Here is a 25,446-nt window from a genome sequence, read left to right as displayed (position 1 = left end):
GGTCACCTTTCTCCCCGGCTCCGCCCGAGATGTCCGCGGTGCTGCTCCCGGACGAGGTCTTCGATGGACGCGCGCAGCGCGACGAACTCCGGCGCGCGTTTGACATCCAGGCCGCGTTCCGCCGGAAGGCCGACCTCGATGTCGGCGGCCACCCGGCCCGGATCCGAGGCCAGCACCACGACGCGGCCGCCGAGGAACACGGCCTCTTCGACGTCGTGGGTCACCATCAGCACGGTGGTGTGAGTGTCGGTCCAGATCCGGCGGAGCAGCACCTGCATGTCCTCTTTGGTCTGGACGTCCAGCGCGCCGAAAGGCTCGTCCAGCAGCAGCACGTCGGGCTCGCACACCAGCGCCCGCGCGATCGCGACCCGCTGCTTCTGCCCGCCGGAAAGCTGTTTGGGCAACGACTTCCGCAGCTGATCGAGCCCGGTCTCTTCGAGATACCAGTCGATCCGGCGCGCCCGCTCGGCCTTGTCGAGGCTCAGCAGTTCGAGGCCGAACGCGACATTGCCCTCCACCGTGCGCCACGGGTACAGCGCGCCGTGCTGGAACACCAGCCCGCGCTCCGGGCCGGGCCCGGTCACGGCGTCGCCGTCGAGGGTGATCAGGCCTTCGGTCGGCTCGGTCAGCCCGGCGATCAGCGACAGCAGGGTCGACTTGCCGGATCCGCTCGCGCCGACCACGCAGACGAAGTCGCCGCGCGTGATGTCGAGATCGATCCCGTCGAGCGCCCGGGTGGTCTTGCCCCGGACCGTGTAGTCCTTGGCGACCGCCTTCAGCTGGAGTGTCATGCCGCCCACTTCCCGACCCGGGCCCGCAGCAGCCGCAAGGCGATGTCGATGACCAGCCCGAGCAGGCCGATCACGATCAGCAGCGCGAAGATCCGGTCGGTCTGGGTGAACCGCTGGGCCCGCATGATCCGCAGGCCGAGCCCGGCGGTGGCGTTGATCAGTTCGGCGACCACCACGAAGTTCCACGCGGCCGCGGCGTTGACGCGGGTCGCGTCGATCATGCCGGGCAGCGCGTGCGGGACGATCACCTTGCGCAGGACTTCACCGCGCCGCGCGCCGAGCGTGTACGACACATCGAGCAGCGAACGCGGCACCCCGCGGACGGCGTCGGCGATCATCAGCGTGTTGAAGAAGACCGTGCCGAGGAACAGGACCGCGACCTTCGACGGTTCGCCGAGGCCGAGCCAGATCATCAGCAGCGGGATGAACGCGCTCGCCGGCAGATAGCGCAGCATCGCGATGACCGGCTCGAACAGCGCCAGCCCCGCGTCGAACGTCCCCATCACGATGCCGAGCGGCACCGAGACGAGGATCGCGAGCCCGAAGCCGAGCAGCACACGCTGCGTGGTGGCCCAGAGGTCGCTGAACAGCTCGCCCGACTCGATCATCTTCAGCAGCGCGTCGAACACCGCGACCGGCGTCGGGAGGAACAACGGCTTGATCGTGCCCAGCGCGTTCAGGGTCACCCAGATCAGCAGCGGGATGACGAACGAGGCCACCGCCAGCGTCCACCGCCAGCGCGCGGGGATCGGCGTCCGCAGCGAGAACAGTGGCGAGGCGTTCGGCTTGAGGCCGGCCCGGCGCGGCAGCGGCGACCAGTCCGGTCGCGTGCCGCGCCGTTCCTCCTGCGCTTCGGCGAGCCGCTGCTCGTCTTCGAGGCGGCGCGCTTCGGCCTCGTCGGCGGCGTCCGTCCGCTGAGCGGCCCGCCCCGACGCGTCGGTGGCGCTCACTTCACCGCCTTGACGTACTGGTCGTCGAACAGCCCGTCGAACTTCGGCGGGGCCTGGGCGAGCCCGTTGGCGACGATGAAGTCGGCGATCTTGCCCGCCTGGAAGTTGAGGTGGGCGGGGGTGACGCCGGGGGTGAACGCGTCGAGGTTCTGCTGCTTGGTGAAGATCGTGGTGCCCGCGTCGTAGGTCTGGTACTCCTCGACCGTCACCGCGCCGCGTTTGGCCATGATCTTCACGGCCTCGTCCCGGTTCTGCTTGATCCACTCGATGGTCTCGAACCAGGTGTTCACCAGCGCCTGGACCTCCTTCTTGCGCTCCTTCGACATCTGCTCGGAGACGACGAGGTGGTCGGGGATGGCGCCGGGGAACTCGGCGGACGTCGCGATCGCGCGGCTGCCCGGGCGCTCGAGCGCCTTCGTGGTGAAGGGCGCGAAGGCGGCGACGGCGTCGACCTGCTCGCCGACGAACGCGGCCGCGGCGGCGTCGGTCAGCAGCGGGACCAGTTCGATGTCCTTCTCGGTCAGCTTCGCCTCCTGCAGCGCGAGCAGCAGGAGGTAGTGGTCGACGGTGCCCTGCTCGACGGCGACCTTCTTGCCCTTGAGGTCGGCGACGCTGGTGATCCCCTGGCGGGCGATGACCTTGTCGTTGCCCGTCGAGTTGTCGTTGACCAGCACGACCGACAGCTTCGCGCCACCGCTGACCGACGCGAGCGTGTCGTTCAGGGTCTGGCTGTTCGCGTCGATCGCGCCGGAGGACAGCGCGTTGATGCTCTCGGTGTAGCTGTCGAACCACTTCAGGTCGACGTTCACACCGTTCTTCTCGAAGAGGCCCTTCTCCTGGGCCACCGCCCACGGGAACCAGCCCGGCCAGGCGCTGTAACCGATCGTGACCTTGGTGCCGGAGGCGGCAGTGCTGTCGGAACAAGCCGAAAGGGCGGTCACGCCCGCCAGCGAAAGAACACACAACAACGCCGTCATCAGACGGCGGGAACGGGAAATCACAACGCACTCCTGGGGAAGGGGAGTAACTCGGGCGTGGAAAGTTCCGGCTGTTCGAGCGCAGGACTGATCGACCGGTGTCGAACTCCCTCCCGGAAGCCCGGCCGGTAATGGCGATGGCGCGGCCGCACACCCGGCCGTCCCATCAAAACCTCTGAACACTCTGGATAGAGGTGATCACCCCGTTGCTCTCGGCGGCGATCCTATCGAGTGGCGCAAGGTCTACCTAGTGTGATCGTCGGCTCTTGCACGATTCGCTGTCACATTCTGCTGAATCCGGCCGTTCGCCCCAAAGGGCGGACTCTCACCTGGTGGGCAACCCGGTGCCGGGCACCGTCCGTCCATCGGGTGTCGGGGGAAAATCCCGGAGGGAGAAAAGGATGAAATTTCGTGCGGCCGCGGCCTGCGTCGCGGGGGCGGCGATCTTGTCCACCTTGGCCGGTGCGGGGCAGGCGAACGCGACCAGACCGTCGAGCCTCGTCCTGAGCCCGAACGTCGTCGTCGCAGGTGGGACGGTCGTCGCGGATATCTATTGCCTGCGCCCGTCCGGGGCGGGCGAGCTCGCGACGACGCTCGTCGCGGACGGTCTCGCCGCGCCGATTCCCCTGCGGGTGGTGGGAGACGGCGGCACCGGCGGCATCGGTGTCGCGTTGCGCGGCGGCGGTCCGGTGGGGACGGTGCCGGGGCGGTACACGGCGTCCTACGACTGCTGGGGCTGGATCGTCCGGGCCGAGTTCACTGTCACGAACTGACAGCAGGACAGAAGACACGAAGGCCGGTTTCGAGGCGTGAATTGCCGTCCCGGAGCCGGCCTTCGCTGGAACATCTCGCGGAGATGTTCCGGGCGCCAATTTCTGTCAATCGACAGAATTGGCTCGCGCGAGGCGGGCGCCGGCGTGAAATCCGGAAGAATTGTTCGCGAGGTGTCGAAATCCGGGCGAAACAAAAGCGGTGAAGAACGGGCGGTGATTCCCGGCGGACCCGGCCTGTCCAGGCAGTTTCCCTTATTTGTGCGGCCGGGCGCGATTTCGCGGACCGGCGGAAAGATGCCGGCAGAGGCATCAGGTGGGGCGACGTTCGGCCTTGATCGATCAGGTCCCGCCAGGTAACGGGCAGGTGACGGCTTGCGGTCCAGTGGCTACACACAGATGATCGGGCAGGGGTGGCGGGTGTCACCGTTCAGTGGGTTTCGCTGCCGCCGTCCAGGCAATACCGTCGGCGGCAAAGCCGAAGTCACAGATGCCCCGATCGGGTACGGAGGTTTGGCGGATGATGCCGGAGATCAAAGAGGGCGCTGCCGAGAACGGCGACGCCGTCGTTCGCCTGCCCGGGATGAGGGTGGCCTACGAAGGGGCCGCCTTCGACGAGTCCGCGCTGGCGGAGACATGGACCGCCCAGCTGCAGGACTGGCTGAACCAGGCCGTCTCCGCCGGGATCGCCGAACCGAACGCGATGGTGCTCGCCACCGCCGACCCGGAGGGCAGGCCGTCCTCCCGGACCGTGCTGTGCAAGGGCCTCGACGAGCGCGGTGTCGTCTTCTACACGAACTACACCTCGACCAAGAGCCACGACCTCACCGCGACGCGCTACGCGTCGATCACCTTCCCGTGGTACGCCCTGCAGCGCCAGGTCCACGTGCGCGGCGAGGTCGAGAAGGTCAACGTCGCCGAGACCGCCGAGTACTGGGCGTCCCGCCCGCGGGGTTCGCAGCTCGGCGCCTGGGCGTCACCGCAGTCCCGCGTCGTCGACGGCCGCCGTGCCCTCGAGAACGCGCTCCACGGCATCGAGCGCCGGTTCGCCGACGTCGAGAACATCCCGTTCCCGCCGCACTGGGGCGGGTGGCGCATCCGGCCCGACGTCGTCGAGTTCTGGCAGGGCCGCGAGGACCGCATGCACGACCGGCTCCGCTACGTCCGCACCGACGACGGCTGGCAGATCGAGCGCGTCGCGCCGTAGTTCGAAGCGCGTGAAGGCCCCCTTCCCTCGGCTCAGCCGAGGGAAGGGGGCCTTCACGCGCGGCCGGTGACATAAATCGCGCGCGGATGGTTAGTTAGCGCGGCTAAGCTGTCTGGTTGTGAGTGACGACGTGGGGGTTGACCAGCGCAAAGGTGTCCGCAAGCTGTTCGGCTCGATCGTCGTCGACACCCGGCCGCTCAAGATCCCCGCGTTCCGCCGCCTCTGGCTTTCCACCGCGGTCACCGCCGTCGGCAGCCAGCTCACCGCCGTCGCGGTCCCCAAACAGGTCTTCGACCTCACCGGCTCGTCGGCGTACGTCGGCCTGACCGGCCTGGTCGCGCTGGTCCCGCTGCTCGTCTTCGGTCTCTGGGGCGGCGCCATCGCGGACGCCGTCGACCGCCGCAAACTCCTGCTCGTCACCAACGTCGGGGTCACGCTCACCTCGGCCGTCCTGTGGCTCCAGGCGTTCCTGAACATCGGCTCGGTCTGGCTCGTCCTGGGCCTGCTCGCGGTCAACCAGGCGTTCTTCGCGATCAACATGCCGACCCGGGGCGCCGTCGTCGCCCGGCTGGTCCCGGACAACCTGATCGCGCCCGCGACCGCGCTGAGCAGCACGATGGCCACCTTCGGCGCGGTCTTCGGCCCGCTGCTCGCCGGTTCGCTGATCCCGATCCTCGGCCTCTCGACGCTCTATCTGATCGACGTCATCGCGCTGAGCCTCACCCTCGTCGCCGTCTACAAGCTTCCCCCGATCCCGCCGCTCGGCGAGATCGCGCGCCGCGCCGGCCTCCGCGACATCATCGACGGCTTCAAATACCTGGCGACACAGAAGATCCTGCTGGCGTCGTTCCTCGTCGACATCATCGCGATGGTCGCGGGCATGCCACGCGCGCTGATCCCGGAGATGGCCGAGCGCACCTTCGGCGACCCGCCCGGCGGCGGCCCGGCGCTGGGCTGGCTGTACGCCGCGCTCCCCGCGGGCGCCATGCTGATCGGCCTCTTCTCCGGCTGGCTGACCAGGATCCGCAAACAGGGTGTCGGCGTGATCGTCTCGATCTGTGTCTGGGGCGCCGCCGTCGCCGGGTTCGGGCTCGCGAACTCGCTGTGGCTCGCGGTGTTCTTCATGGCGCTCGCCGGGGCCGCCGACATGGTCAGCGCGATCTACCGCATGTCGATCCTGCAGCTCGCCACCACCGACGAGATGCGCGGACGGCTGCAGGGCGTGTTCACCGTCGTCGTCGCGGGCGGCCCGCGGATCGCCGACCTCACCCACGGCTGGGCCGCCGCCGGCGTCGGCACGGCCGCCGCGGCCTCCGGCGGTGGAGTGCTGGTCATCGTGCTGGTCATCGGCGCGGCGCTGCTCATCCCGTCCTTCTGGCGGTACCGGGCCCCGGCCGGTTGAGCCATTCGGACTATCGTCGGGCCCATGCGTATTTCACGGGCGATCATCCTGTTCGCCGCTGTCATCGCGACCCTCACCGCCTGTTCGTCCGGTGACGAGAAGACGGACAACGCGGCCAAGCCGTCGAGCCAGGCTCCCGCTCCTTCCGCCGCGCCGAGTCCCTCCGCCGCTCCCACCGGCGGCACCGGTTCGAAGGAGCCGTGCGCGCTGCTGTCCGCCGAGGCGGTGGGCAAGGCGGTCTCGATCCAGGGCGTGACGTCGGCCCCGGGCCCGGTCCAGGACAACGCCGCCAACGGCGGCAAAGCCAAGAGCTGTGTCTACTCGGCCGCCGGCAAGCAGATCGGCGCGCTCGCGGTGACCCGCTTCGACGGCAAGAAGCTCAAGCCCGCCGAGATGGTCGCCGCGCTGAAGAACGCCAAGGCGAACGCGAAGGACGTCACCGGTGTCGGCGAAGGCGCCGTCTACTACGTCACCGACGAGAACAAGACCGCGACGCTGGCGGCCGCCGAACTGGCGGGCGGCGTGCCGGTACTGGTCAACTACACCGGTCCGGTCAAGATGACGCAGGAGATGATGCTCCCGTTGGTGAAGACCGCGGTCGACGCCAACTGAGCGAGTTACCCAGAGCCGTGCTTCGTCAACCCGTGACGAAGAACTGACCAAACCGGACTGTCGGCCCCAGACGTGATACGGCACACTCTTGCCGCATGGCGGACACGACGACAACAGAACAGACCGGTCCGGCCGGTCAACCGAGCCTCAAGCGGGTGATGGGTTCCAAACTCCTGCTGTTCTTCGTGGTGGGGGACATCATCGGGACGGGCGTGTACGCGCTCACCGGACAGGTGGCGGGCCGGGTGGGCGGCGCGCTGTGGCTTCCGTTCCTGATCGCGTTCGTGGTCGCGTTCATGACCGCGTTCAGCTACCTGGAACTGGTCGGGAAGTACCCGCAGGCGGCGGGGGCCGCGCTCTACACGCACAAGGCGTTCAAGATCCGCTTCCTCACCTTCATGGTGGCGTTCGCGGTGATGTGCTCGGGGATCACGTCGGCCTCGTCGGCGGCGAAGGCCTTCGGTGAGACCTACCTCAAGGAGTTCATCACCGCGCCGATGCCGCTGGTGGCGATCCTGTTCGTGATCGGTCTCGCGCTGATCAACTTCCGCGGGGTCTCCGAATCGGTGAAGACCAACGTGGTGCTGACCTGTATCGAGATCGGTGGTCTGCTGATCATCATCGGGGTCGGCGTATGGGCGGTGCTCAACGGCAACGGGGACGCCTCGCGGCTGGTCGAGTTCGACACCGAGAACCAGACGATGCTGGTGGCGATCACGTCGGCGACTTCGCTGGCGTTCTTCGCGATGGTCGGTTTCGAGGACTCGGTGAACATGGCCGAGGAGTGCAAGGATCCGATCCGGATCTTCCCGAAGGCGATGCTGTGGGGCATGGTCATCGCCGCGACCATCTACATCCTGGTCTCCGTGACCTCCTCGCTGCTGGTGCCCGCGGACGAGCTGGAGGCGGCCAAGAGCAGCGCGCTGCTGAAGGTGCTCGACGTCGGGGCGCCCGGCTTCCCGCGTGAGGTCTTCTCCGCGATCGGTCTCTTCGCGGTCATCAACTCGGCCCTGATCAACATGCTGATGGCCAGCCGCCTGCTCTACGGCATGGCGAACCAGCGGATCATCCCGAAGCAGCTGGGCACCGTGCACCCGTTCCGCCGCAGCCCGTGGGTGGCGATCGTGTTCACCAGCCTGATCGCGATCGGCCTCGTGTCCTTTGTGGACATCGGCGTGCTCGGCGGTACGACGGCCTTGCTGCTGCTGGCGGTGTTCGCCATCGTCAACGTCGCGGTCCTGGTACTGCGCAAGGAGAAGGCGGCGCACAAGCATTTCCGGGCACCGACGATCATCCCGGTGCTGGCCGCGATCTTCTGTGTGTACCTGGTGACGCCGCTGTCCGGGCGGCCCGCGCGCGACTACAAGGTCGCCGCGATCCTGCTCGGCGTCGGCATCGTGCTGTGGGGGATCAACTGGCTCATCATGCGGGCCACGCACAAGGAAGAGGACCGGCAGCCCATCGAGCCGCCGGTCGGCTGACGGCTGGTTTCGACTGTCGTGAAGGGGACTTTCGTCGCATCGGATGCGGGGAAAGTCCCCTTCACGCTTGGCGCCGCCGCCTCACCGGGCTAGAGCGCCGGTGTCGCGAAAGCCACTTTCGGGACGTCAGGCGTCGCGAAAGTGGCTTTCGCGACACGTCACCGAGCTCGATCAACCGCGGCTGAGCGCCTGGTACTCCACCGGGCTGTGGGCCGAGAACACGGTGACCTCGTCGGCGTGATCCCGGCTCAGCTCCCGCAGCCGCTCGACGTTCTCCAGCCGCGGTTTGCGCAGCGTCTGCACCATGTTCTGGAACGCCGTCATCCCCGGCGGGCAATGCGGCTTCACGGGATCCATCTGGCCGTGGAAGAAGTACGCGTCGCCCGCGTGCAGCAGCCAGCCGTCGCCGGTGTCGACCGCGACGCCGGTGTGCCCCTTGGTGTGCCCCGCGAGCGGTACCAGCAGGATCTCCGGCGGCAGGCCCTTCAGTTCGCGGACGGCCTGGAAACCGAACCAGTCGTCCCCGGCCTCGTCGTACATGCTCCACAGTGGACGGTGGGCGAACTGGTTGGCGCGGAACCGCAGCTTTTCGCTCTGGTTGGCCGGTGACGTGGCCGCGTCGTGCTCCGCGGTGCGGACGTGGACGACGGCGTTCGGGAAGTCGGCGAGCCCGCCCGCGTGGTCGACGTCGAGGTGGGTGCAGATGATGTGCCGGACGTCTTCGAGCTGGTGGCCGAGCGCCTCGACGTGGTGCGCCGCGGTCTCCGTCTCGACCGGCTTGGCACCGACCATCATCGTGAACGGCCCGCCGAGCCACGCGCCGGGATTCTCGACGCCCTTGCGACCGAAACCGGTGTCCACCAGCACGAGCCCGTCGCCGGTCTCGATGAGCAGGCAGTGCGCCACCAGCTCCGAGCGGCGCAGCAGGCCGGGCTGGCCGTCGAGCAGCTTCCCGCCCGGTGCGCGCATCGTGCCGCAGTTCAGGTGGTGCACCTTCATAGCCTGCTCCTCTGGCTGAGCCGTTCGAACGCGGTGGCGTCGTGCGCGGCGAAGACCGTCACCTCGTCGCCGTTGTTACTGACAAGTTCGCGCAGCCGGCGCTGGTTGTCCAGTCGTGCGGTCTTCTCCGTCTGCATGTACGACTCGAAGAAGCCCAAGGCCAGAGGGATATGCGGCTTTCGCTCCAGCTCGCCGCCGTGGAAGACGGCGTCGCCGGCGTTGAGGAGCCAGCCGTCACCGGTGTCGATCGCGACGCCGGCATGCCCGCGGGTGTGCCCGGCGAGCGGGATGAGCAGGACGTCCGGGACCCCTTCGAGCTCGCGGACGGAGTCGAAACCGAACCACGGCTCGCCGTCGGCGCGGTACGACCTCCACAGCGGACCATGGCTGAACTGGACCTTCCGGTAGCGGCTCGCCTCCTTGCGGTCGATCGGCTTTTCCAGCGCCTGGAGCTCGCGATCGTGGACGTGGACCCGCGCCTGGGGGAAGTCGACGAGCCCGCCCGCGTGGTCGAGATCGAGATGGGTGAGCACGATGTCGCGCACGTCGGCCGGGTCGAAGCCGAGCTTGCGGATCTGCGTGGTGGCGCTGAGGTCGTCGTCGCTGTCGGGGTGCACCAGCCGGACGAACCCGGCGCCGAGCCATTCGACCGGCCGGGTGACGGTCGGTGTTCCGACGCCGGTTTCGATGAGCACGAGCCCGGTGTCGGTCTCCAGGAGAAGGCAGTGGCAGATCAGCTCGGCGCGGCGGAAGAGGCCGGGCTTGCCGTCGATGAGGCTGCCGCCGATCGGCCGCATGGTTCCGCAGTTCAGGTGATGGACGCGCATCAGGACAGCTCCCGTTCGAGTGTGGTGGCCAGGTGAGGGGCGATCGCGCGCAGCGGCGCGGTGTCGTGCAACGTCTTGGCCAGCAGCAAACCGCCTTCGATGGCGGCGAGGACGACCGTCGCCAGGTGGTCTGCCTTGTCGGTGTCCAGCGCCTCGGCGATGACGGTGTGCCAGGAGGTGTAGCCGTCGGCGCAGGCCTGGCGGATCACCTCGCTGTCCCCCGAAGCGTCGAGCGCGACCGTCGCGAGCGGGCAGCCGCGCTGGAAATCCGACTCCTCCAACGAGGTCGCCAGCGCGTCGACCACGTTCTCGATGCCGGTGACGATGTCGGGCGCGTTCGCGGCGATCGTGCGCAGCTGGTCGCAGAGCCGTTCGGCGGATTGGCGGATGGCCTCGGCGGCCAGCTGCTCCTTGCCGCCGGGGAAATGGAAGTAGAGCGAGCCCTTGGGCGCGCCCACGGCGGTGACGAGCTGGTTGAGCCCGGTGGCGTGGTAACCCTGCTGGTGGAAGAGCTCGGCGGCGGAATCGAGCATGCGCTGCCGGGTGTCGGTGCGGCGGACCATGCGGCCGACTGTAGCTCAAACTATGACGACCGGTCTAGTAAGCTGCCCGGGTCTCGTGAGTGGTAAGGACGGTTCTAACCGTCCTTACCACTCACGAGGCCAGGTAACGTCCGGCCCGTGTACACGCCCTACGCCGAACTCGACCAGGTCCTCATCGATCTGGTCGCCTCAGCCCGCGAGATCCTCGGCGACACCTACGTCGGCGCGTACGTCCAAGGTTCCTTCGCGCTCGGCGCCGGCGACCTCCACAGTGACTGCGACTTCATCATCGCGACGACCGAACCGCCGAGCGGCCGGATCGAAGCCGATCTTCGCGTGCTCCACGACGAGCTCCCCACCCGAGAAGGCTTCTGGTGCAAGGAAATCGAGGGCTCCTACGCGGACGTCGCGTCCCTCAAAACCAGTCAGGGGCTCGGCACCCCGTGGCTGTACTGCGACCATGGCCATCGCGTCCTGATCTGGGACACCCACTGCAACAGCCTGCACACGCGCTGGATCCTGCGCCACAAGGGCATCGTGCTCGACGGCCCGCCGATCGCGAGCCTGGTCGACGAGCCGCCGCCGGACGCGATGCGCGCGGCGATGCGCGGAGAACTGCACGGCTTGGTCGACGGCGTCCGGACGTGGGCGCCCTTCGACATCGCCTGGACGCAGCGCTACATCGTGTCGACTTGTTGCCGCGTGCTCTACACGTTGCGCACGGCCGAGGTCGAGTCGAAACGGGGTGCGCTCGAATGGGCGCGCGAGAACCTCGATCCGCGCTGGCGCCCCTTGCTCACGCAGGTGCTTCAGGACCGCGAACTCGGCTGGGATCCGGAGGATCCACCGCGTCCGGGCAGCCTCGAAGCGGCCTGCGAATTCGCCGCCTACGCCGAGTCGCTAGACGCCGATCGCGGACGCTGACCCGCCGAACTGTTGCCGCAGCTCGCGTTTGAGCAGTTTCCCGGACGCGTTCTTCGGCAGTTCGCCGACGAAATGCACCGACTTCGGCACCTTGTGCGCCGCCAGGGACTTCTTGGCGAACTCGATCAGATCCGCTTCGCCGACGGGTTCCTTCACCACGACCACCGCGGCGATCGCCTCGATCCACCGTTCGTGCGGCAGGCCGACGACGGCGACTTCGGCGACGGCGGGATGCGCGTACAGCGCGTCCTCCACCTCGCGCGACGCGACGAGCACGCCGCCGGTGTTGACGACGTCCTTGATCCGGTCGACGACGAACAGATAGCCCTCTTCGTCCTGCCGCACCAGATCACCGGAATGGAACCAGCCGCCCGCGAAGGCCTCCACCGATTCCTCGGGTTTGCCCCAGTACCCGGTGCACAGCTGGGGAGAGCGGTAGACGACTTCGCCGAGTTCGCCCGGCGGGAGGTCGTTCATCTCGGCGTCCACCACGCGCGTCTCGACGAAAAGGATCGGGCGGCCGACGGAATCCGGGCGTGCGTCGTGCTCTTCGGGGCGCAGGACCGTCGCGAGTGGACCGATCTCCGATTGCCCGAAGCAGTTGTAGAACCCGACTTCCGGCAGCCGGGCGCGGAGCGCGTTCAGCACCGGGACGGGCATGATCGAAGCGCCGTAGTACGCCTTGGTGAGGCAGCTCAGATCCGCGTCCGCGAGGCCGGGGTGGTTCGCGAGTCCCACCCAGACGGTCGGCGGGAAGAACAGCGAAGTGATGCCCTGACGGGGAATCCGCGTCAGGATGTCGCCGAGGTCGGGCGCTTCGACGAGGTGGTTCGTCGCGCCGACGGCCAGCCCGGGCATGAGGAAGACGTGCATCTGCGCCGAGTGGTACAGCGGCAGCGCGTGCAGCGGCACGTCACGATCGCTCAGGTCGAGCGCCGCGATGCAGGACGAATACTCGTGCACCAGCGCGCGGTGGGTGAGCATCGCGCCCTTCGGCCGCGAGGTCGTCCCGGACGTGTAGAGCAGCTGGACGAGGTCGTCGTCGGCGACTCCGGACTCCTCGTGCGGGGCGACGGTCTCGTCCAGTGCCCACTCCAGAATGTCCACTGTGGACACGTGATCGACGCCGACGTGCTCGGCCAGCGCGGGGTCGACGAAGGCGACGGCGGGCTCGGACTGCGTGAGCAGGTACTCGAGTTCTTCGCCTCGCGCGTTGAAGTTCACCGGCACGTGCACCAGCCCGGCCCGCGCGCAACCCAGGTACAGCAACAGGTACGCGTCGGAGTTCTTGCCGAAGGCCGCGACGCGGTCACCGTGGACGAGCCCGCGGCCGAGCAGCTTGGCCGCGACCCGGCCCGCCGCGCGGTCGAGCTCCGCGTACGTCCACACGCGATCGGCGAACGTGAGGGCGACCCGGCTCGGGACGCGGCGCGCGCTCCGTTCCAGGACGCGGCCGACGGTGCTGGGGTAGCCGGGAACGGTCATCGCGGCGGTCTCCTTCGTCCGGGCGTGGCGTTCTCACAGTAACCTCGTCGGCATGGCCAATCCCACCGGAGAGCAGTTCGAGATCACCCGCGGCAACGCGCGAGCCGTCATCACCGAGATCGGTGCCGGGTTGCGCGCGTTCGAGGTCGGCGGGGTGCCCTACGTCGAGGCGTTCGCCGAGGACGAGAAGCCGCCGAAGGGCGCCGGGCAGGTCCTGCTGCCTTGGCCGAACCGCACCAAGGGCGGCCAGTGGTTGTACCAGGGCGAGAAGCAGCAGCTCCCGATCACCGAGGAGGCGCGCGGCAACGCGATCCACGGCCTGACCCGGCACGAGGAGTGGGAGCTCCTCGAACACGCGGAGTCGTCGATCACCCTGGCCATCGACGTCCCGGCGCAGGAGGGCTGGCCGGTACCGCTGCGCGCGACGATCACCTACGAGATCTCGCCGCGCGAACTGGTCGTCACGCACGAGATCCGCAACGAGGGCGAGAGCCCGATCGGCGTCGGGCTCGGCACGCACCCGTATTTCCGCATCGGCGACGCGCCCACCGACGAGCTGACCCTGACGCTGCCCGCGAGCCGGGTCCGCCCGTATCTCGGCGAGGAGCAGATGCCGTACGCCGACGAGCAGGACGTCGAGGGGACCGAGTACGACTTCCGGTCCGGCAAGGTGCTCGAAGGCGTCGACCTCGACACGGCGTTCGGCGGGCTGAGCGTGGCCGAGGACGGGAACCACCACCACGTCCTCTCGCACGGGGAGCGAGAGCTGCTGGTCTGGGCCGGGCCGGACTTCCACTGGGTGCAGGTCTTCACCCCGGAAGACCTGGTCGGCCGCGGCCGCGCGGTGGCGATCGAGCCGATGACCTGCCCCGCCGACGCGCTCAACACCGGAACCGACCTGATCGACCTGGAGCCCGCGTCGTCGTGGACCGGGAGCTGGGGAATCCGGGTGCGCTGAGATGTCGCTACTCCGCCTGGGGCCCGCCGACGCCGGCGAGGTGCTCACGCTGCAGCGCGCGGCGTACGTCCCGGAGGCCAGGGCGCACGAGACCCTCGACCTCCCGCCGCTGATGGAGACCTTCGAGCAGGCCGGGGAGGCGCTGGGCGACCCCGCGTGTTTCGCCTGGGGCATCAGGGAATCCGGGCGGCTGGTGGCGAGCGTCCGGGTCGTCGTGGACGGATCGGCCGGTCTCGTCGGCAGGCTGGTCGTGGCCCCGGACAGGCAGGGACACGGCCTCGGCAGCTCCCTGCTGCTCGCCGCCGAGGCGGCCGCGCCACCCTCGGTGACCGTGTTCCGGCTGTTCACCGGGGAGCGGAGCGCGGGCCCGCTGCGGATGTACCGGAAGCTCGGTTACGCCGAGACGCATCGCACGCCCGAGCTCCACTACGAACTGGTCCATTTCGAAAAGCCCCGCGTGCGAACCGGCGGCCCAGTTCGTTAGCGTGTCAAAGTATGTCTGACAAAGCACAGGTCAAGGCCATCGTCGGTGGTTACGTCGTCCCGGTCGACGGTGATCCCCTCGACGGCGGCACGGTCCTCATCGAGAACGGGAAGATCGCCGCGGTCGGCACGGCCGCCGACGTCGACATCCCCGACGACGCCGAACTGATCGACGCCGCGGGCAGCTGGGTGCTGCCCGGGTTCATCGACGCGCACGCCCACCTCGGCGTGCACGAAGACGGCGAAGGCTGGTCCGGGAACGACACCAACGAGATGACCGACCCCAACGGCGCGCGGTTCCGCGCGATCGACGGGATCGACCCGTACGAACCCGGCTTCGACGACGCGCTCGCGGGCGGCGTCACCAGCGTCGTCATCAAGCCCGGCTCGGGGAACCCCATCGGCGGGCAGACGATCGGCGTCAAGACCTGGGGCCGGACCGTGCTCGACATGATCTTCGCCGAGGGCGTCAGCGTGAAGAGCGCGCTCGGCGAGAACCCGAAGCGCGTGTACGGCGAGAAGAAGCAGACGCCGTCGACCAGGCTCGGTGTCGCGTCGACCATCCGCGACGCGTTCACCGCCGCGCGCAACTACGCCGCCCAGCGTGACCACGCCGCCGGTGAGGGCAAGCCGTTCGACGTCGACCTGACCAAGGAGACGCTGGCCAAGGTCCTCGACGGCGAGCTGTACTGGGACCAGCACGTCCACCGCGCCGACGACATGGTGACCGCCATCCGGCTGGCCGACGAGTTCGGCTACAAACTGGTGATCAACCACGGCACCGAAGGGCACCTGATCGCGGACCTGCTCGCCGAACGGGACGTGCCGGTGATCCTCGGCCCGCTGTTCACCACCAAGTCCAAAGTGGAGCTGCGCAACCGCACCCTGCGCGCGCCCGGCATCCTCGCCAGGGCGGGCGTGAAGATCGCGATCACCACGGACCACCCCGTCGTGCCGATCAACTTCCTCGTGTACCAGGCCGCGCTGTCGGTGAAGGACGGGCTCGACCCGGAGACCGCGCTGAAGGCGCTGACCGTCAACCCCGCCGCGATGCTGGACCTCGACGACCAGGTCGGCTCGCTGAAGCCGGGTCTCGACGCCGACGTGGTCATCTGGTCGGGTGACCCGCTGGACGTGATGAACCGGGCGATGCGGGTGTTCGTGCGCGGGCGCGAGGTCTACCATTTCGACGAGGAGACCGGGGTCGGCGTCACCGAGGAGCGGCGCTACCGCGAGGCCTGACCGGTCGGCTCGTGCTTGGCGCGTGATGTGAAAGCCACTTTCGCAACCTTCAACGTTGCGAAAGTGGCTTTCACATCATGGAGCAGGGGTGTTGTGCGAGTTGCGAGAGCGGTCAGCCTTTCCGCAGTTCCCGCGCGATCACCATGCGCTGGATCTGGTTCGTGCCCTCGAAGATCTGCGGCACCTTCGCCTCCCGCATGTACCGCTCCGCCGGGAAGTCCTTCGTGTACCCGGCGCCGCCGAGCACCTGCACGGCGTCGGTGGTCACCTTCATCGCTCCGTCGGTCGCGACGAGCTTCGCGATCGACGCCTGCCGCTGGAACGGCAGCCCGCGGTCCCGGCGGCGGGCCGCGTCCAGGTACATCGCGCGCGAGGTCTCGACGGTCGCGGCCATGTCGGCCAGCAGGAACTCCAGCCCCTGGAACTCGATGATCGGCCGCCCGAACTGCGTGCGGCCCTTCGCGTATTCGAGCGCCTCGTCCAGCGCGGCCTGCGCGAGCCCGACGGCGCAAGCGGCGATGCCCAGCCGTCCGGAGCTGAGCGACGACAGCGCGATCTTCAGCCCCTGGCCCTCTTCGCCGATCCGCCGGTCGGCGTCGACGGCGGCGTCCTCGAACATCAGCTGCGCCGTGGTCGACCCGGTGAGGCCCATCTTCCGCTCGGGCGGCGCGGCGGACAGGCCGGGCGTCGCCGCGTCGACGAGCAGGCAGGAGATGCCCTGGCCGCCGTCGTCACTGGTGCGCACCATGGTCGTGTAGAAGTCGGCCTCACCCGCGTGGGTGATCCACGCCTTCGTGCCGTTCACGACGTACCGGTCGCCGTCGAGCCGCGCGCGTGTGGACAGCGCGGCCGCGTCGGAGCCGGCGTGGGTCTCCGAGAGCGCGTACGCGCCAAGCAGGCCGCCCTCCAGCATGGCGGGCAGCCAGCGGTCACGCTGCTCGTCGGTGCCGTGGTGCGCCAGCGCGAAACAGGACATCGTGTGCACGGAGAGCCCGACGCCGACCGACATCCACGCGGTCGCGATCTCCTCCAGGACCTGCAGGTAGACCTCGTACGGCAGCTCGCCGCCGCCCCAGCGTTCCGCGTACGGCAGGCCGAGGAGCCCGGCCTGCCCGAGCAGCCGGAACTGCTCGCGCGGGAAGTGCGCGGTCTCCTCGTACTTGCTCGCGATCGGGGCGAGTTCCTCGCGCGCGATCTCCTTGGCCAGGTCGATCAGGTCCTGGGCCTCGGTGCTGGGCAGCAGACGGTCCGCCGGCATGGCTCCTCCGAGCTGAGCTGTACCAAAAACAGTACTGTGGGCTGATTCAGCGTACAGTAGACGGCGCTGGGGGGACACCGTTCGCGTAGGGGATAGTGATCCGATGACCTCGCGCCGCCAGCCCACCGCGCGTCAGAGAGCGCTGCTCTCGGAACTTGAAGCGCTCTTCCTCGCCGAAGGGTTCTCCCAGTTCACGCTGGACGATCTGGCCGCCAGGCTCCACTGCTCGAAGTCGACCCTCTACGCGCTCGCGCCCAGCAAGGAGCAGCTCGCGGTCAAGGTCGTCACCCACTTTTTCAAGGGTGCCGCCGAGCTGCTGGAGGAGCGGATCGCCGGGATCGACGACGCCCGCAAGATCCTCGGGGAGTACCTGGCCGGGATCTCCGAGTACCTGAATCGCGCTTCGGCCGCTTTCATGACCGATATCGCCGAATTCGCGCCGGCGCGGGACGCTTATCAGCTCAACAGCCGCGCCGCGGCCCGCCGGATCCGGTCGTTCATCGATCGCGGCGTCACCGACGGTGTTTTCCGCGAGGTGCACGCGCGGCTCATCGCGGAAATGGCCGGACTGATCATCGAGGGAATCCAGACCGGCGTGATCGGTCAGCGCACCGGGGTGACCGACGCCGAAGCGTTCACCGCGCTTTCGGAAGTCCTTCTCGGCGGCCTCGAACCCAAAATGTCCTGAAATGACAATTCTGGTGATCCGGCCATCCCCTCGGCTAGCATCGCGCCCGTGATCGTCGTAGGTGGAGAGGCGCTGGTCGACCTCGTTCCCGGTGCACCATTGGATTCCACTGTGGACGGTGGGTTGCGCGCGCTGCTGCCCCGGATGGGTGGTGGTCCCTACAACGTCGCGCTCGCCGCCGGCCGGCTCGGCGTCCCGACGGGCTTCCTCTCTCGTGTCTCCGAAGACCGCTTCGGTGTCGCGCTGGTGGACCGGCTGCACGCCTCCGGCGTCGACACGGCCTTGCTGCAGCGGGGAAACGAGCCGACGACGCTCGCCGTGGTCGCGCTCGACGAGAAGGGTTCCGCCCGGTACACCTTCTACACCGAGGGCACCGCGGACCGGCTCGTCGCCGACCCCGGCCCGCTGCCGGAGGGTGTGACGGCGCTCTCGCTCGGCACCCTCGGCATGGTCCTGGAGCCGGGTGCGAGCACGTACGAAACCGTGTTGCGCCGCGAATCCGCCCGTGGCGTCCTGACCGTGCTCGATCCGAACATCCGTGCGGCGCTGATCACCGATCCGGCGGCGTACCGGGCGCGGTTCGAGTCCTGGCTGCCCCATGTCCGCCTGCTCAAGATCTCCGACGACGACACGGAATGGCTCGCCGAAGGCGCCGACCCGGTCGACGCGGCAAAGGTCTGGACCTCTTGCGGAGTCGATGCCGTCGTGCTCACCCGGGGCTCGCGCGGGTTGTCCGTCATCACACGAGCGGGCGAAATCGCGCAGGTCCCGTCACGCCGGGTCGACGTCGTCGACACCATCGGCGCCGGTGACACCGTGCAGGGTGCCCTGCTGGCGTGGCTGTACTCGAACGGCGTGCGCGACTTGTCCACTCTCGACGCCGGCGGCTGGCGGACGGCACTCGAATTCGCGGCGAAAGCGGCGTCGATCACCGTCTCGCGGAGCGGGGCGGAACCGCCGACGGCGGACGATATGGCATCCGCCGTGTGAACCTGGTCCCAAAGGGGCTGTTGTGAGCAACTCACCCGCTGCGCGTTGACCCCATTCTCGACTAGCGTAGAGGGGAATTCATACCCCAGCGGGGCGGTGTGCAGCGAGGCCGTGGGTCACGCGCGTGAAAGAGGGCGTACCTGTGGAACCTACAGGCGCCGCCGGCCCGTGCTGAACGTGAGAGGGACTTACATGTCCGACGCGACGACGGCTGCGGGGCAGTCCGGCGAGACCGCGACGCTGCGCCTGCCCAACGGCGAGCACGAGTTCAAGGTGATCCACCCGGTCGAGGGCGCGCCTGGGATCGAGCTGGGGAAGCTGCTGGCGACGACCGGGTACATCACCCACGACCCGGGGTTCGTGAACACCGGTGCCGCGTCGTCGGCCATCACCTACATCGACGGTGACGCCGGCATCCTGCGCTACCGCGGGTACCCGATCGAGCAGCTGGCCGAGAAGTCGACCTTCATCGAGGTCTCGTACCTGCTCATCTACGGCGAGCTGCCCACGCAGACGCAGCTGGCCGAGTTCACCGAGAAGATCCAGCGGCACACCCTGCTGCACGAGGACCTGAAGGCCTTCTTCAGCGGCTTCCCGCGCGACGCGCACCCGATGCCGGTGCTCTCCAGCGCCGTATCCGCGCTGTCGACCTTCTACCAGGACTCGCTCAACCCGTTCGACGAACCGAACGTCGAGCTGTCCACCATCCGCCTGCTGGCCAAGGTCCCGACCCTGGCCGCGTACGCGTACAAGAAGTCCGTCGGCCAGCCGCTGCTGTACCCGGACAACTCGCTCGGCCTGGTCGAGAACTTCCTGCGGATGACCTTCGGCTTCCCGGCCGAGCCCTACGAGGTCGACCCGGACGTCGCCAAGGCGCTCGACCTGCTGTTCATCCTGCACGCCGACCACGAGCAGAACTGCTCGACCTCGACCGTGCGGCTCGTCGGCTCCTCCGAGGCGAACCTGTTCGCCTCGATCTCGGCCGGTATCAACGCGCTCTTCGGCCCGCTGCACGGTGGCGCCAACAGCGCGGTCCTGGACATGCTCGAGGGCATCCAGGCCGAGGGCGGCGACGTCGCGAACTTCGTCCAGCGCGTGAAGAACAAGGAAAAGGGTGTCCGCCTGATGGGCTTCGGGCACCGGGTCTACAAGAACTACGACCCGCGCGCCAAGATCATCAAGAACACCGCGGACGAGATCCTCTCCAAGCTCAAGGGTGGCGACCAGCTGCTCGACATCGCGAAGAAGCTGGAAGAGACCGCGCTCTCGGACGACTACTTCATCGAGCGGAAGCTGTACCCGAACGTCGACTTCTACACCGGTCTGATCTACCGGGCGCTCGGCTTCCCGACGAAGTACTTCACCGTGCTGTTCGCGCTCGGCCGCCTGCCGGGCTGGATCGCGCATTGGCGCGAGATGATCCAGGACCCGGCCACCAAGATCGGCCGCCCGCGGCAGATCTACACCGGCTACGCGTCGCGGGACTACGCGCCCATCTCGGAGCGCTGATCCCCCTCCCGCAAGCGCTATGAACGGGCCGTTCCTTGCAAATTTCGCAAGGAACGGCCCGTTCATGGCATCCGGGACTGCGCTCACCGGCGGTACCGCTTAGGGTTTCCGGAGTGACCAGAGAAGCCCCCGTAGTGCTGTGGTTCCGCCGCGACCTCCGCCTCGGCGACCACGCCGCCCTGCTGGAAGCCTCGAAGCACAGCAAGCACGTCCTCGCGCTGTACGTCCTCGACGACGCGCTCCTCAAGCCCTCCGGCGCTCCGCGCGTCGCGTTCCTGCACGGCTGTCTGAAGGCGCTCGACGATCAGCTCGGCGGACGGCTGATGCTCGTCAAGGGCGACCCCGTCAAGGAGGTCGTCAAGGCCGCGCGCGAGATCGGCGCCGCGGCCGTGCACGTCAGCAGTGACACCGGCCCGTACGGCCGCCGCCGCGACGACGAGGTCAAGAAAGCCTTGGCGGAGCACGACATCGCCTGGGCCGAGACGGGTTCGTCGTACGCGATCACCCCCGGCCGCATCACCAAAACCGACGGCGACCCGTACCGCGTCTTCACCCCGTTCTACCGGGCATGGGTGCGCCACGGCTGGCCGCGGCCCGCCGACACTGGGAAGTCCATTGTGGACTGGGTGGAGCCGCCGCGTTCGGTCAAGCTTCCGAATTCCCCGTCGCTCAAGGGAATGGAGTTGCCGGATCCCGGCGAGAAGGCGGCGCTGGAGCGCTGGCACGAGTTCCTGGACGACGGCGTCGAGACCTACGACGAAGATCGTGACCGTCCCGATCGTCCCGGTACGACAAGGCTTTCGCCGTATCTGCGCTGGGGTTGCGTCCACCCGCGCACCCTGCTGGCCGACCTCGCCGGGAACGAGGGAGCCGGCGCCAAGGCACTGCGCGGTGAGTTCGCCTGGCGCGAGTTCCACGCCGACGTCCTGTGGCACCGTCCCGAAACCGCGCGGAAGAACTACGATTCCCGGTTCGACGCCATGGAATACGAGAGCGACGACGAGGCTTTCCGGCGGTGGTGCGAAGGGCGCACCGGATTCCCGATCGTCGACGCCGGGATGCGGCAGTTGCTCGCCGAGGGCTGGATGCACAACCGCGTCCGCATGATCGTGGCGAGCTTCCTGGTCAAGGACCTGCATCTGCCGTGGTGGCTCGGCGCGCGGCATTTCATGAAGCATCTGGTCGACGGCGATCTCGCGTCGAACCAGCTGAACTGGCAGTGGGTCGCGGGCAGCGGCACCGACGCCGCGCCGTACTTCCGGGTCTTCAATCCGACCACGCAGGGGGAGAAGTTCGATCCCGCCGGCGAGTACGTCCGCCGCTATGTCCCCGAACTCCGGCCTGTGCAAGGCAAAGCCGCGCACAAACCGGAGAACGTCAAGGACTACCCGGCACCGATGGTCGACCACGCGCACGAACGTCAGGTCGCGTTGGAGCGCTACGGCGCCATCAAAGGTTCCTGAACGCGCGTGAAGGCCCCCTTCCCTCGGCTCAGCCGAGGGAAGGGGGCCTTCACGCGCGAAGCGGTCAGCCGCGCAAGGCTTCCGAAAGCTTGATCCGGCTGCCGACCCGCAGGACGCTGTTCTGGTAGATCCGCGCGCCCAGCCAGGTGAACAACGCGATGGCGCCCACGGTCAGGCCCAGCGACAGCGCGATCTCCCACGTCTCGACGGTCCCGGCGGCGATCCGCGCGGGCATCAGCACCGGGGAGAGCAGCGGCACCAGGGAGAGCACCTTCGTGCCCGTGCCCTCCGGCGCCTGGGTCAGCAGGTTGAACCCGACGATGAAGCCGAGGATCAGCACGATGTTGACCGGGCCGATCACCGACTGGGTGTCCTCCTGCCGGGAGACCAGCGAACCCATCGCGCCGTAGACGGTGGCGTACAGCAGGAACCCGAGCAGGTACCACACGACACCCCACAGCAGCGCGCCCGTCGCGACGCCGGACAGCGTCAGCACGTTGGTCGCCGAAGCGACGACGAAACCGGCACCGCCGATGATCACCAGCTGCGTCAGCCCGACCAGGCCGAGCCCGATCACCTTGCCCAGCAACAGATGCCACGGCCGCACCGTGGACAGCAGGATCTCCACCACCCGGCTGGACTTCTCTTCGACCACACCCTGCGCGACCAGCGTCCCGTAGGTCACGATGCTCATGTACAGCAGCACCGCCACGATCAGCCCGATCACCATCCGCTGCGCCTTTTCGGGGTCCGGCGGTTTGACCGACTCGACCTCGACCTGGGTCTGGTGGACCGTGCGCATCACCTCGTCCGGTGACTTCTGGGCCTCGGACAGGATGCCGTTCAGCACTTCCTGCTGGGACACGCCGTTCAGCAGAGACCGCAGCTTCGTGTCCAATTCGGACTTGACGAGCACCTTCAGCTCGGTGGCGTTGCCGGACAGCAGCGCGTCCAGGTCGCCGTTCTCGATCTGCGCCCGGCCCTGCGCCGGATCGGCGACGGTGACGGTCTCGATCTTTTCGCCGATGGCTTCGCCCGCGGTCTTGAGCTGCTGCGCGATCCCGGCGGTCTGGCCGGTGAGCCCGACCTTGCTCTTGTCCTCGTTGCCGATCAGCGTCGACTGCAGCAGGACGTATCCCATCAGCATGACCAGCAGCACGGCGGTGCCGATCACGAAGGACCTGGTGCGCAGCCGGGTGTTCAGCTCGCGTTTGGCGATCAGCCAGACCGCGCGCCACGAAGATACGGTGTTCATGCGGAAACTCCCTGTGCCGCCGGCTTCTCGGCGACCGCGTCGCGGAAGAGCTCGGTCAGCGAACGCCTGCGTTTGGTGAACTCGGTGACCGGGCCGGTGGCCAGCGCCGCGGCGAGCACGGCCTGGTCGTCGGCTCCCGCTTCGAGTTCGAGGATCGTCGTCGGCCCGTTCTGCTCGACCGCCCGGACACCGGGAACGGACGAAGCCCAGCCGGGCGCGGCGGCGGGCGCGGTGACGACGAGACCGTTGCCCGCTCCGGCGGTCAGCTCCGCGACGGCGCCGGAGGCGACCATCCGTCCGCTTCGGATGATGCCGACCCGGTCGCACAGCCGCTCGACCAGATCCAGCTGGTGGCTGGAGAACACCACCGGCACGCCGGTCGCGGCCTTCTCACGCAGCACACCGCTCATCACGTCCACGGCCAGCGGGTCGAGGCCGGAGAACGGCTCGTCCAGCACGAGCACCTTCGGGTCGTGCACCAGCGCGGCGGCGAGCTGCACGCGCTGCTGGTTGCCGAGGCTCAGCTTCTGGACCTCGTCCTTGCGTCGTTCGGTCAGCCCGAGCCTGGCGATCCAGTTCTCGGCGCTGCGGTGGGCGTCGTTGGCCGACATCCCGTGCAGCTCGGCGAGATAGACCAGCTGCTCCAGCACCTTCATCTTCGGGTACAGCCCGCGTTCCTCCGGCATGTACCCGATATGCGTGCGGGTCTCGTGGGTGATCGGGGCGCCGCCGAACCGCACCTGGCCGGAGTCGGCCGCGAGCACCCCGAGCACGATCCGCATCGTGGTGGTCTTGCCCGCGCCGTTGCTGCCGACGAAGCCGAACAGCTCACCGGGCTGGACCTCGAAGCTCACCTCGTCCAGCGCGACCTTCGCGCCGTAACGCTTGGAGACCTTGTCGATCTCCAGCTTCCCCTCGCTCATTTCCACTTCCCCTCTTCGAGATACCGCACCAGCGCCGCGAATCCCCGATGGACGCCGGAAATCGTGCGATTCCGTTCGATCAGCCCGTCCAGCTTGACGTTGCTCACCACCGAGCCGGCCCGGTAGACCAGGACCGCCCTCCCCGCGCCGGCGAGGACTCCACCCGCCACCAGCACGACGGCGACCACGCCGATGGACATCTTGTGCCGCTTCTTGTCCCCGGTCATGCCGGAGCCACCCCCTCGAAGTCTTCGGGATCGTCGTCCGGCAGCCGCCACGCGAGCCACAGCGCCGGTAGCGACGTCCCGAAGACGAACAACGCCGCTGTCATCGCGGACAGCAGCGAACCGGAATCCGGTTGCCCCGCCGCGTAAAGCCCGTACCCGAGATCCACCAGCATCAGCACGCAGATCCCCTGGAACGCAGCGTAGTGCGCGCGGTCTCGCAGCAGCAGCTCGCGCTCGTCGAGGTCCTTCGCCGCGGAGCCCGGCCTGCCGACGGCCTTGCGCAACACCGCCGCGGCGCCGACGCAGAGACAAAGCCCCGGCCCCATCATGCCGACCGCGAACCACAGCGTGGGCTCGCGGAGCAGTGCGGCCCCGGCGATCACGACCAGGTGGCCGATCACGGCCGCGACGGCGAGGCGACGGCGGTCCGATCGCGTCCGGGTGGTGGTCATGCGGGGTTCACCTCGTCGAAGTCTTCCGGATCGTCGTCGGGCAGCGACCAGCCCAGGATGACCGCGGCCACCGTGGTGCCGGTGACCAGCAGCGCGCAGGCCATCATCGCCGCGCCGGCCTTGGGGCCCGGGACCAGGAGGCCGTAGATCACCGCGAACAGCATCAGTGCCACCAGGATCTGGTAGCTGACGTAGGTGACGCGGTGGCGCATCTCCCGCTCGCGCTCGTCGAGCCGCATCGAGAACCCGCCGCTCATCTTGCCGGTGAGGATCCGCAGCAGGTACTGGGCACCGCCCGCCACGACACCCCCGCCGAGCCAGCACACGAGGAAGGCTCCTGTCTGCCCTGTCTGGTAGAAGACCGCGCCGGCGATCACGACCAGGTCGCCGAGGACCACCAGCACGCTCAACGTCCGCCGTCGCTTCCTCGTGCGCCAGGTCGGCAGCCTCAGCGCCCGCTTGCGTTCCAGTTCGTCCAGCCGCTCCTGCTGGCGCTCCCAATACGCCGCGAGACGGCCTCGCCCTTCGCTCATGTTCCCCCCTCCCGGTAGACCTGAGTGGACAGTGGCGTGAACGGTTCGCGGCTGAACACGGCCTCGACCGGGAGGTCGAACACCGCGCAGATGCGGAACGCCAGGTCCAGGCTCGGGTAGTGGTCCCCCCGTTCGAGCGCGCCGATGGTCTGCGGGTTGACCTCGACGGCCGCCGCGAGGGCGGCCCTGCTCAGCCCGCGCTCCGCCCGGAGCACGGGAAGCCGGTTGTAGATCGGCAGCTCTTTGCCGCGTCTGACCGGGCTCATGGAACATACTGTTGCAAAAACCCAACGACTCGTCAAGTCGAAGGCATGACTCACCGCATTTAGAGGACTAAACGCGGAAGGGCGACACGGCGGCCGAGGGGGGCTCACCGCATTTAGAGGACTACTTGCGGGAGGAGCGGCACGGCGGCCGGGTGGCTCACCGCATTTAGAGGACTACTTGCGGGAGGGGCGACGCGGCGGCCGGGTGGCTCACGCATTTAGAGGACTACTT

At 68.4% G+C, this 25,446-nt stretch carries 27 protein-coding genes; 13 read left to right on the top strand and 14 right to left on the bottom strand.

Going from position 1 to position 25,446, the window contains the following annotated elements; genetic code table 11:
* Positions 1–2 precede the first annotated feature (2 nt).
* From ACOCEP_RS06720 to ACOCEP_RS06710, 3 genes are read right to left on the bottom strand one after another with little or no spacing between them, the layout of a single operon-like run.
* Positions 3–791, bottom strand: a complete 789-nt coding sequence (locus tag ACOCEP_RS06720; RefSeq protein WP_482336351.1) for an ABC transporter ATP-binding protein — start codon at positions 789–791, stop codon at positions 3–5.
* Positions 788–1,741, bottom strand: a complete 954-nt coding sequence (locus tag ACOCEP_RS06715) for an ABC transporter permease (protein WP_482336350.1) — start codon at positions 1,739–1,741, stop codon at positions 788–790. The genes ACOCEP_RS06720 and ACOCEP_RS06715 overlap by 4 nt, the downstream gene beginning before the upstream one ends.
* A complete protein-coding gene (locus tag ACOCEP_RS06710; protein ID WP_482336349.1) occupies positions 1,738–2,742 on the bottom strand; it encodes an ABC transporter substrate-binding protein in 1,005 nt (334 codons plus the stop codon). The genes ACOCEP_RS06715 and ACOCEP_RS06710 overlap by 4 nt, the downstream gene beginning before the upstream one ends.
* A 377-nt stretch (positions 2,743–3,119) precedes the next feature.
* Here ACOCEP_RS06710 and ACOCEP_RS06705 point away from each other — a divergent pair, with 377 nt between their 5' ends.
* The 5 genes from ACOCEP_RS06705 (at position 3,120) to ACOCEP_RS06685 (ending at position 8,190) form a co-directional block, all read left to right on the top strand.
* Positions 3,120–3,491, top strand: coding sequence for a hypothetical protein (locus tag ACOCEP_RS06705; protein WP_482336348.1), 372 nt, complete (start codon positions 3,120–3,122; stop codon positions 3,489–3,491).
* 517 nt (positions 3,492–4,008) lie between these two features.
* Positions 4,009–4,695 (top strand): pyridoxamine 5'-phosphate oxidase, encoded by a 687-nt coding sequence (gene pdxH, locus ACOCEP_RS06700; RefSeq protein WP_482336347.1) that lies wholly within the window; start codon positions 4,009–4,011, stop codon positions 4,693–4,695.
* A gap of 118 nt (positions 4,696–4,813) precedes the next feature.
* The gene (locus ACOCEP_RS06695) at positions 4,814–6,097 is read left to right on the top strand and encodes an MFS transporter (RefSeq protein WP_482336346.1); all 1,284 of its coding nucleotides are present in this window, start codon (positions 4,814–4,816) and stop codon (positions 6,095–6,097) included.
* A 24-nt stretch (positions 6,098–6,121) separates the two neighbouring features.
* On the top strand, positions 6,122–6,709 hold the full coding sequence (locus ACOCEP_RS06690) for a DUF3558 domain-containing protein (RefSeq protein ID WP_482336344.1): 588 nt from the start codon (positions 6,122–6,124) through the stop codon (positions 6,707–6,709).
* A 95-nt stretch (positions 6,710–6,804) separates the two neighbouring features.
* Positions 6,805–8,190: an APC family permease gene (locus ACOCEP_RS06685; RefSeq protein WP_482336343.1), complete on the top strand. Its 1,386-nt coding sequence runs from the start codon at positions 6,805–6,807 to the stop codon at positions 8,188–8,190.
* 171 nt (positions 8,191–8,361) lie between these two features.
* Here ACOCEP_RS06685 and ACOCEP_RS06680 read toward each other — a convergent pair whose 3' ends face one another.
* The 3 genes from ACOCEP_RS06680 to ACOCEP_RS06670 are packed head-to-tail and all read right to left on the bottom strand — an operon-like array spanning position 8,362 to position 10,579.
* Complete coding sequence (locus ACOCEP_RS06680) at positions 8,362–9,189, bottom strand: MBL fold metallo-hydrolase (protein WP_482336342.1); 828 nt, start codon at positions 9,187–9,189, stop codon at positions 8,362–8,364.
* Positions 9,186–10,016: an MBL fold metallo-hydrolase gene (locus tag ACOCEP_RS06675; RefSeq protein ID WP_482336341.1), complete on the bottom strand. Its 831-nt coding sequence runs from the start codon at positions 10,014–10,016 to the stop codon at positions 9,186–9,188. Before ACOCEP_RS06675 ends, ACOCEP_RS06680 begins: the two co-directional genes overlap by 4 nt.
* Positions 10,016–10,579 (bottom strand): TetR/AcrR family transcriptional regulator, encoded by a 564-nt coding sequence (locus ACOCEP_RS06670; protein WP_482336340.1) that lies wholly within the window; start codon positions 10,577–10,579, stop codon positions 10,016–10,018. The genes ACOCEP_RS06675 and ACOCEP_RS06670 overlap by 1 nt, the downstream gene beginning before the upstream one ends.
* 117 nt (positions 10,580–10,696) lie before the next feature.
* Here ACOCEP_RS06670 and ACOCEP_RS06665 point away from each other — a divergent pair, with 117 nt between their 5' ends.
* On the top strand, positions 10,697–11,482 hold the full coding sequence (locus ACOCEP_RS06665) for an aminoglycoside adenylyltransferase domain-containing protein (protein ID WP_482336339.1): 786 nt from the start codon (positions 10,697–10,699) through the stop codon (positions 11,480–11,482).
* On the opposite strand, the gene ACOCEP_RS06660 is transcribed toward ACOCEP_RS06665, so the two are convergent.
* Positions 11,459–12,967, bottom strand: a complete 1,509-nt coding sequence (locus tag ACOCEP_RS06660) for a fatty acyl-CoA synthetase (protein ID WP_482336338.1) — start codon at positions 12,965–12,967, stop codon at positions 11,459–11,461. The genes ACOCEP_RS06665 and ACOCEP_RS06660 overlap by 24 nt on opposite strands.
* 52 nt (positions 12,968–13,019) lie before the next feature.
* Between ACOCEP_RS06660 and ACOCEP_RS06655 the strand changes: the two genes are divergently transcribed.
* The 3 genes from ACOCEP_RS06655 to ACOCEP_RS06645 are packed head-to-tail and all read left to right on the top strand — an operon-like array spanning position 13,020 to position 15,650.
* Positions 13,020–13,925 carry an aldose 1-epimerase family protein gene (locus ACOCEP_RS06655; protein WP_482336337.1) on the top strand — a complete coding sequence of 302 codons (906 nt, stop codon included), beginning with the start codon at positions 13,020–13,022 and terminating at the stop codon, positions 13,923–13,925.
* Between the two features lies 1 nt (position 13,926).
* The gene (locus ACOCEP_RS06650) at positions 13,927–14,409 is read left to right on the top strand and encodes a GNAT family N-acetyltransferase (RefSeq protein ID WP_482336335.1); all 483 of its coding nucleotides are present in this window, start codon (positions 13,927–13,929) and stop codon (positions 14,407–14,409) included.
* A gap of 11 nt (positions 14,410–14,420) precedes the next feature.
* Positions 14,421–15,650, top strand: a complete 1,230-nt coding sequence (locus ACOCEP_RS06645) for an amidohydrolase (RefSeq protein ID WP_482336333.1) — start codon at positions 14,421–14,423, stop codon at positions 15,648–15,650.
* Positions 15,651–15,762: 112 nt separating this feature from the next.
* Here ACOCEP_RS06645 and ACOCEP_RS06640 read toward each other — a convergent pair whose 3' ends face one another.
* Complete coding sequence (locus ACOCEP_RS06640; RefSeq protein ID WP_482336332.1) at positions 15,763–16,908, bottom strand: acyl-CoA dehydrogenase family protein; 1,146 nt, start codon at positions 16,906–16,908, stop codon at positions 15,763–15,765.
* A gap of 103 nt (positions 16,909–17,011) precedes the next feature.
* Here ACOCEP_RS06640 and ACOCEP_RS06635 point away from each other — a divergent pair, with 103 nt between their 5' ends.
* The 4 genes from ACOCEP_RS06635 (at position 17,012) to ACOCEP_RS06620 (ending at position 21,558) form a co-directional block, all read left to right on the top strand.
* Positions 17,012–17,596, top strand: a complete 585-nt coding sequence (locus tag ACOCEP_RS06635) for a TetR/AcrR family transcriptional regulator (RefSeq protein WP_482336331.1) — start codon at positions 17,012–17,014, stop codon at positions 17,594–17,596.
* Positions 17,597–17,644: 48 nt separating this feature from the next.
* Entirely contained in the window at positions 17,645–18,586 is a 942-nt protein-coding gene (locus tag ACOCEP_RS06630) for a carbohydrate kinase family protein (RefSeq protein ID WP_482336330.1), read from the top strand.
* A 192-nt stretch (positions 18,587–18,778) separates the two neighbouring features.
* Positions 18,779–20,095: a citrate synthase gene (locus ACOCEP_RS06625; protein WP_482336329.1), complete on the top strand. Its 1,317-nt coding sequence runs from the start codon at positions 18,779–18,781 to the stop codon at positions 20,093–20,095.
* A gap of 113 nt (positions 20,096–20,208) precedes the next feature.
* On the top strand, positions 20,209–21,558 hold the full coding sequence (locus ACOCEP_RS06620; protein ID WP_482336327.1) for a cryptochrome/photolyase family protein: 1,350 nt from the start codon (positions 20,209–20,211) through the stop codon (positions 21,556–21,558).
* 64 nt (positions 21,559–21,622) lie between these two features.
* Here ACOCEP_RS06620 and ACOCEP_RS06615 read toward each other — a convergent pair whose 3' ends face one another.
* The 6 genes from ACOCEP_RS06615 to ACOCEP_RS06590 are packed head-to-tail and all read right to left on the bottom strand — an operon-like array spanning position 21,623 to position 25,214.
* Positions 21,623–22,813: an ABC transporter permease gene (locus ACOCEP_RS06615; RefSeq protein ID WP_482336326.1), complete on the bottom strand. Its 1,191-nt coding sequence runs from the start codon at positions 22,811–22,813 to the stop codon at positions 21,623–21,625.
* Entirely contained in the window at positions 22,810–23,736 is a 927-nt protein-coding gene (locus ACOCEP_RS06610) for an ABC transporter ATP-binding protein (RefSeq protein ID WP_482336325.1), read from the bottom strand. Before ACOCEP_RS06610 ends, ACOCEP_RS06615 begins: the two co-directional genes overlap by 4 nt.
* The gene (locus ACOCEP_RS06605) at positions 23,733–23,963 is read right to left on the bottom strand and encodes a hypothetical protein (RefSeq protein WP_482336324.1); all 231 of its coding nucleotides are present in this window, start codon (positions 23,961–23,963) and stop codon (positions 23,733–23,735) included. Before ACOCEP_RS06605 ends, ACOCEP_RS06610 begins: the two co-directional genes overlap by 4 nt.
* Positions 23,960–24,415: a hypothetical protein gene (locus ACOCEP_RS06600; protein ID WP_482336323.1), complete on the bottom strand. Its 456-nt coding sequence runs from the start codon at positions 24,413–24,415 to the stop codon at positions 23,960–23,962. Before ACOCEP_RS06600 ends, ACOCEP_RS06605 begins: the two co-directional genes overlap by 4 nt.
* Positions 24,412–24,948, bottom strand: coding sequence for a hypothetical protein (locus ACOCEP_RS06595; RefSeq protein WP_482336322.1), 537 nt, complete (start codon positions 24,946–24,948; stop codon positions 24,412–24,414). The genes ACOCEP_RS06600 and ACOCEP_RS06595 overlap by 4 nt, the downstream gene beginning before the upstream one ends.
* A complete protein-coding gene (locus ACOCEP_RS06590; RefSeq protein ID WP_034308595.1) occupies positions 24,945–25,214 on the bottom strand; it encodes a helix-turn-helix transcriptional regulator in 270 nt (89 codons plus the stop codon). The genes ACOCEP_RS06595 and ACOCEP_RS06590 overlap by 4 nt, the downstream gene beginning before the upstream one ends.
* Between the last annotated feature and the right edge of the window lie 232 nt (positions 25,215–25,446).

The sequence above is a fragment of the Amycolatopsis sp. CA-211722 genome, from assembly GCF_056828465.1.
This window is presented reverse-complemented; position numbering and strand designations above follow the sequence as displayed.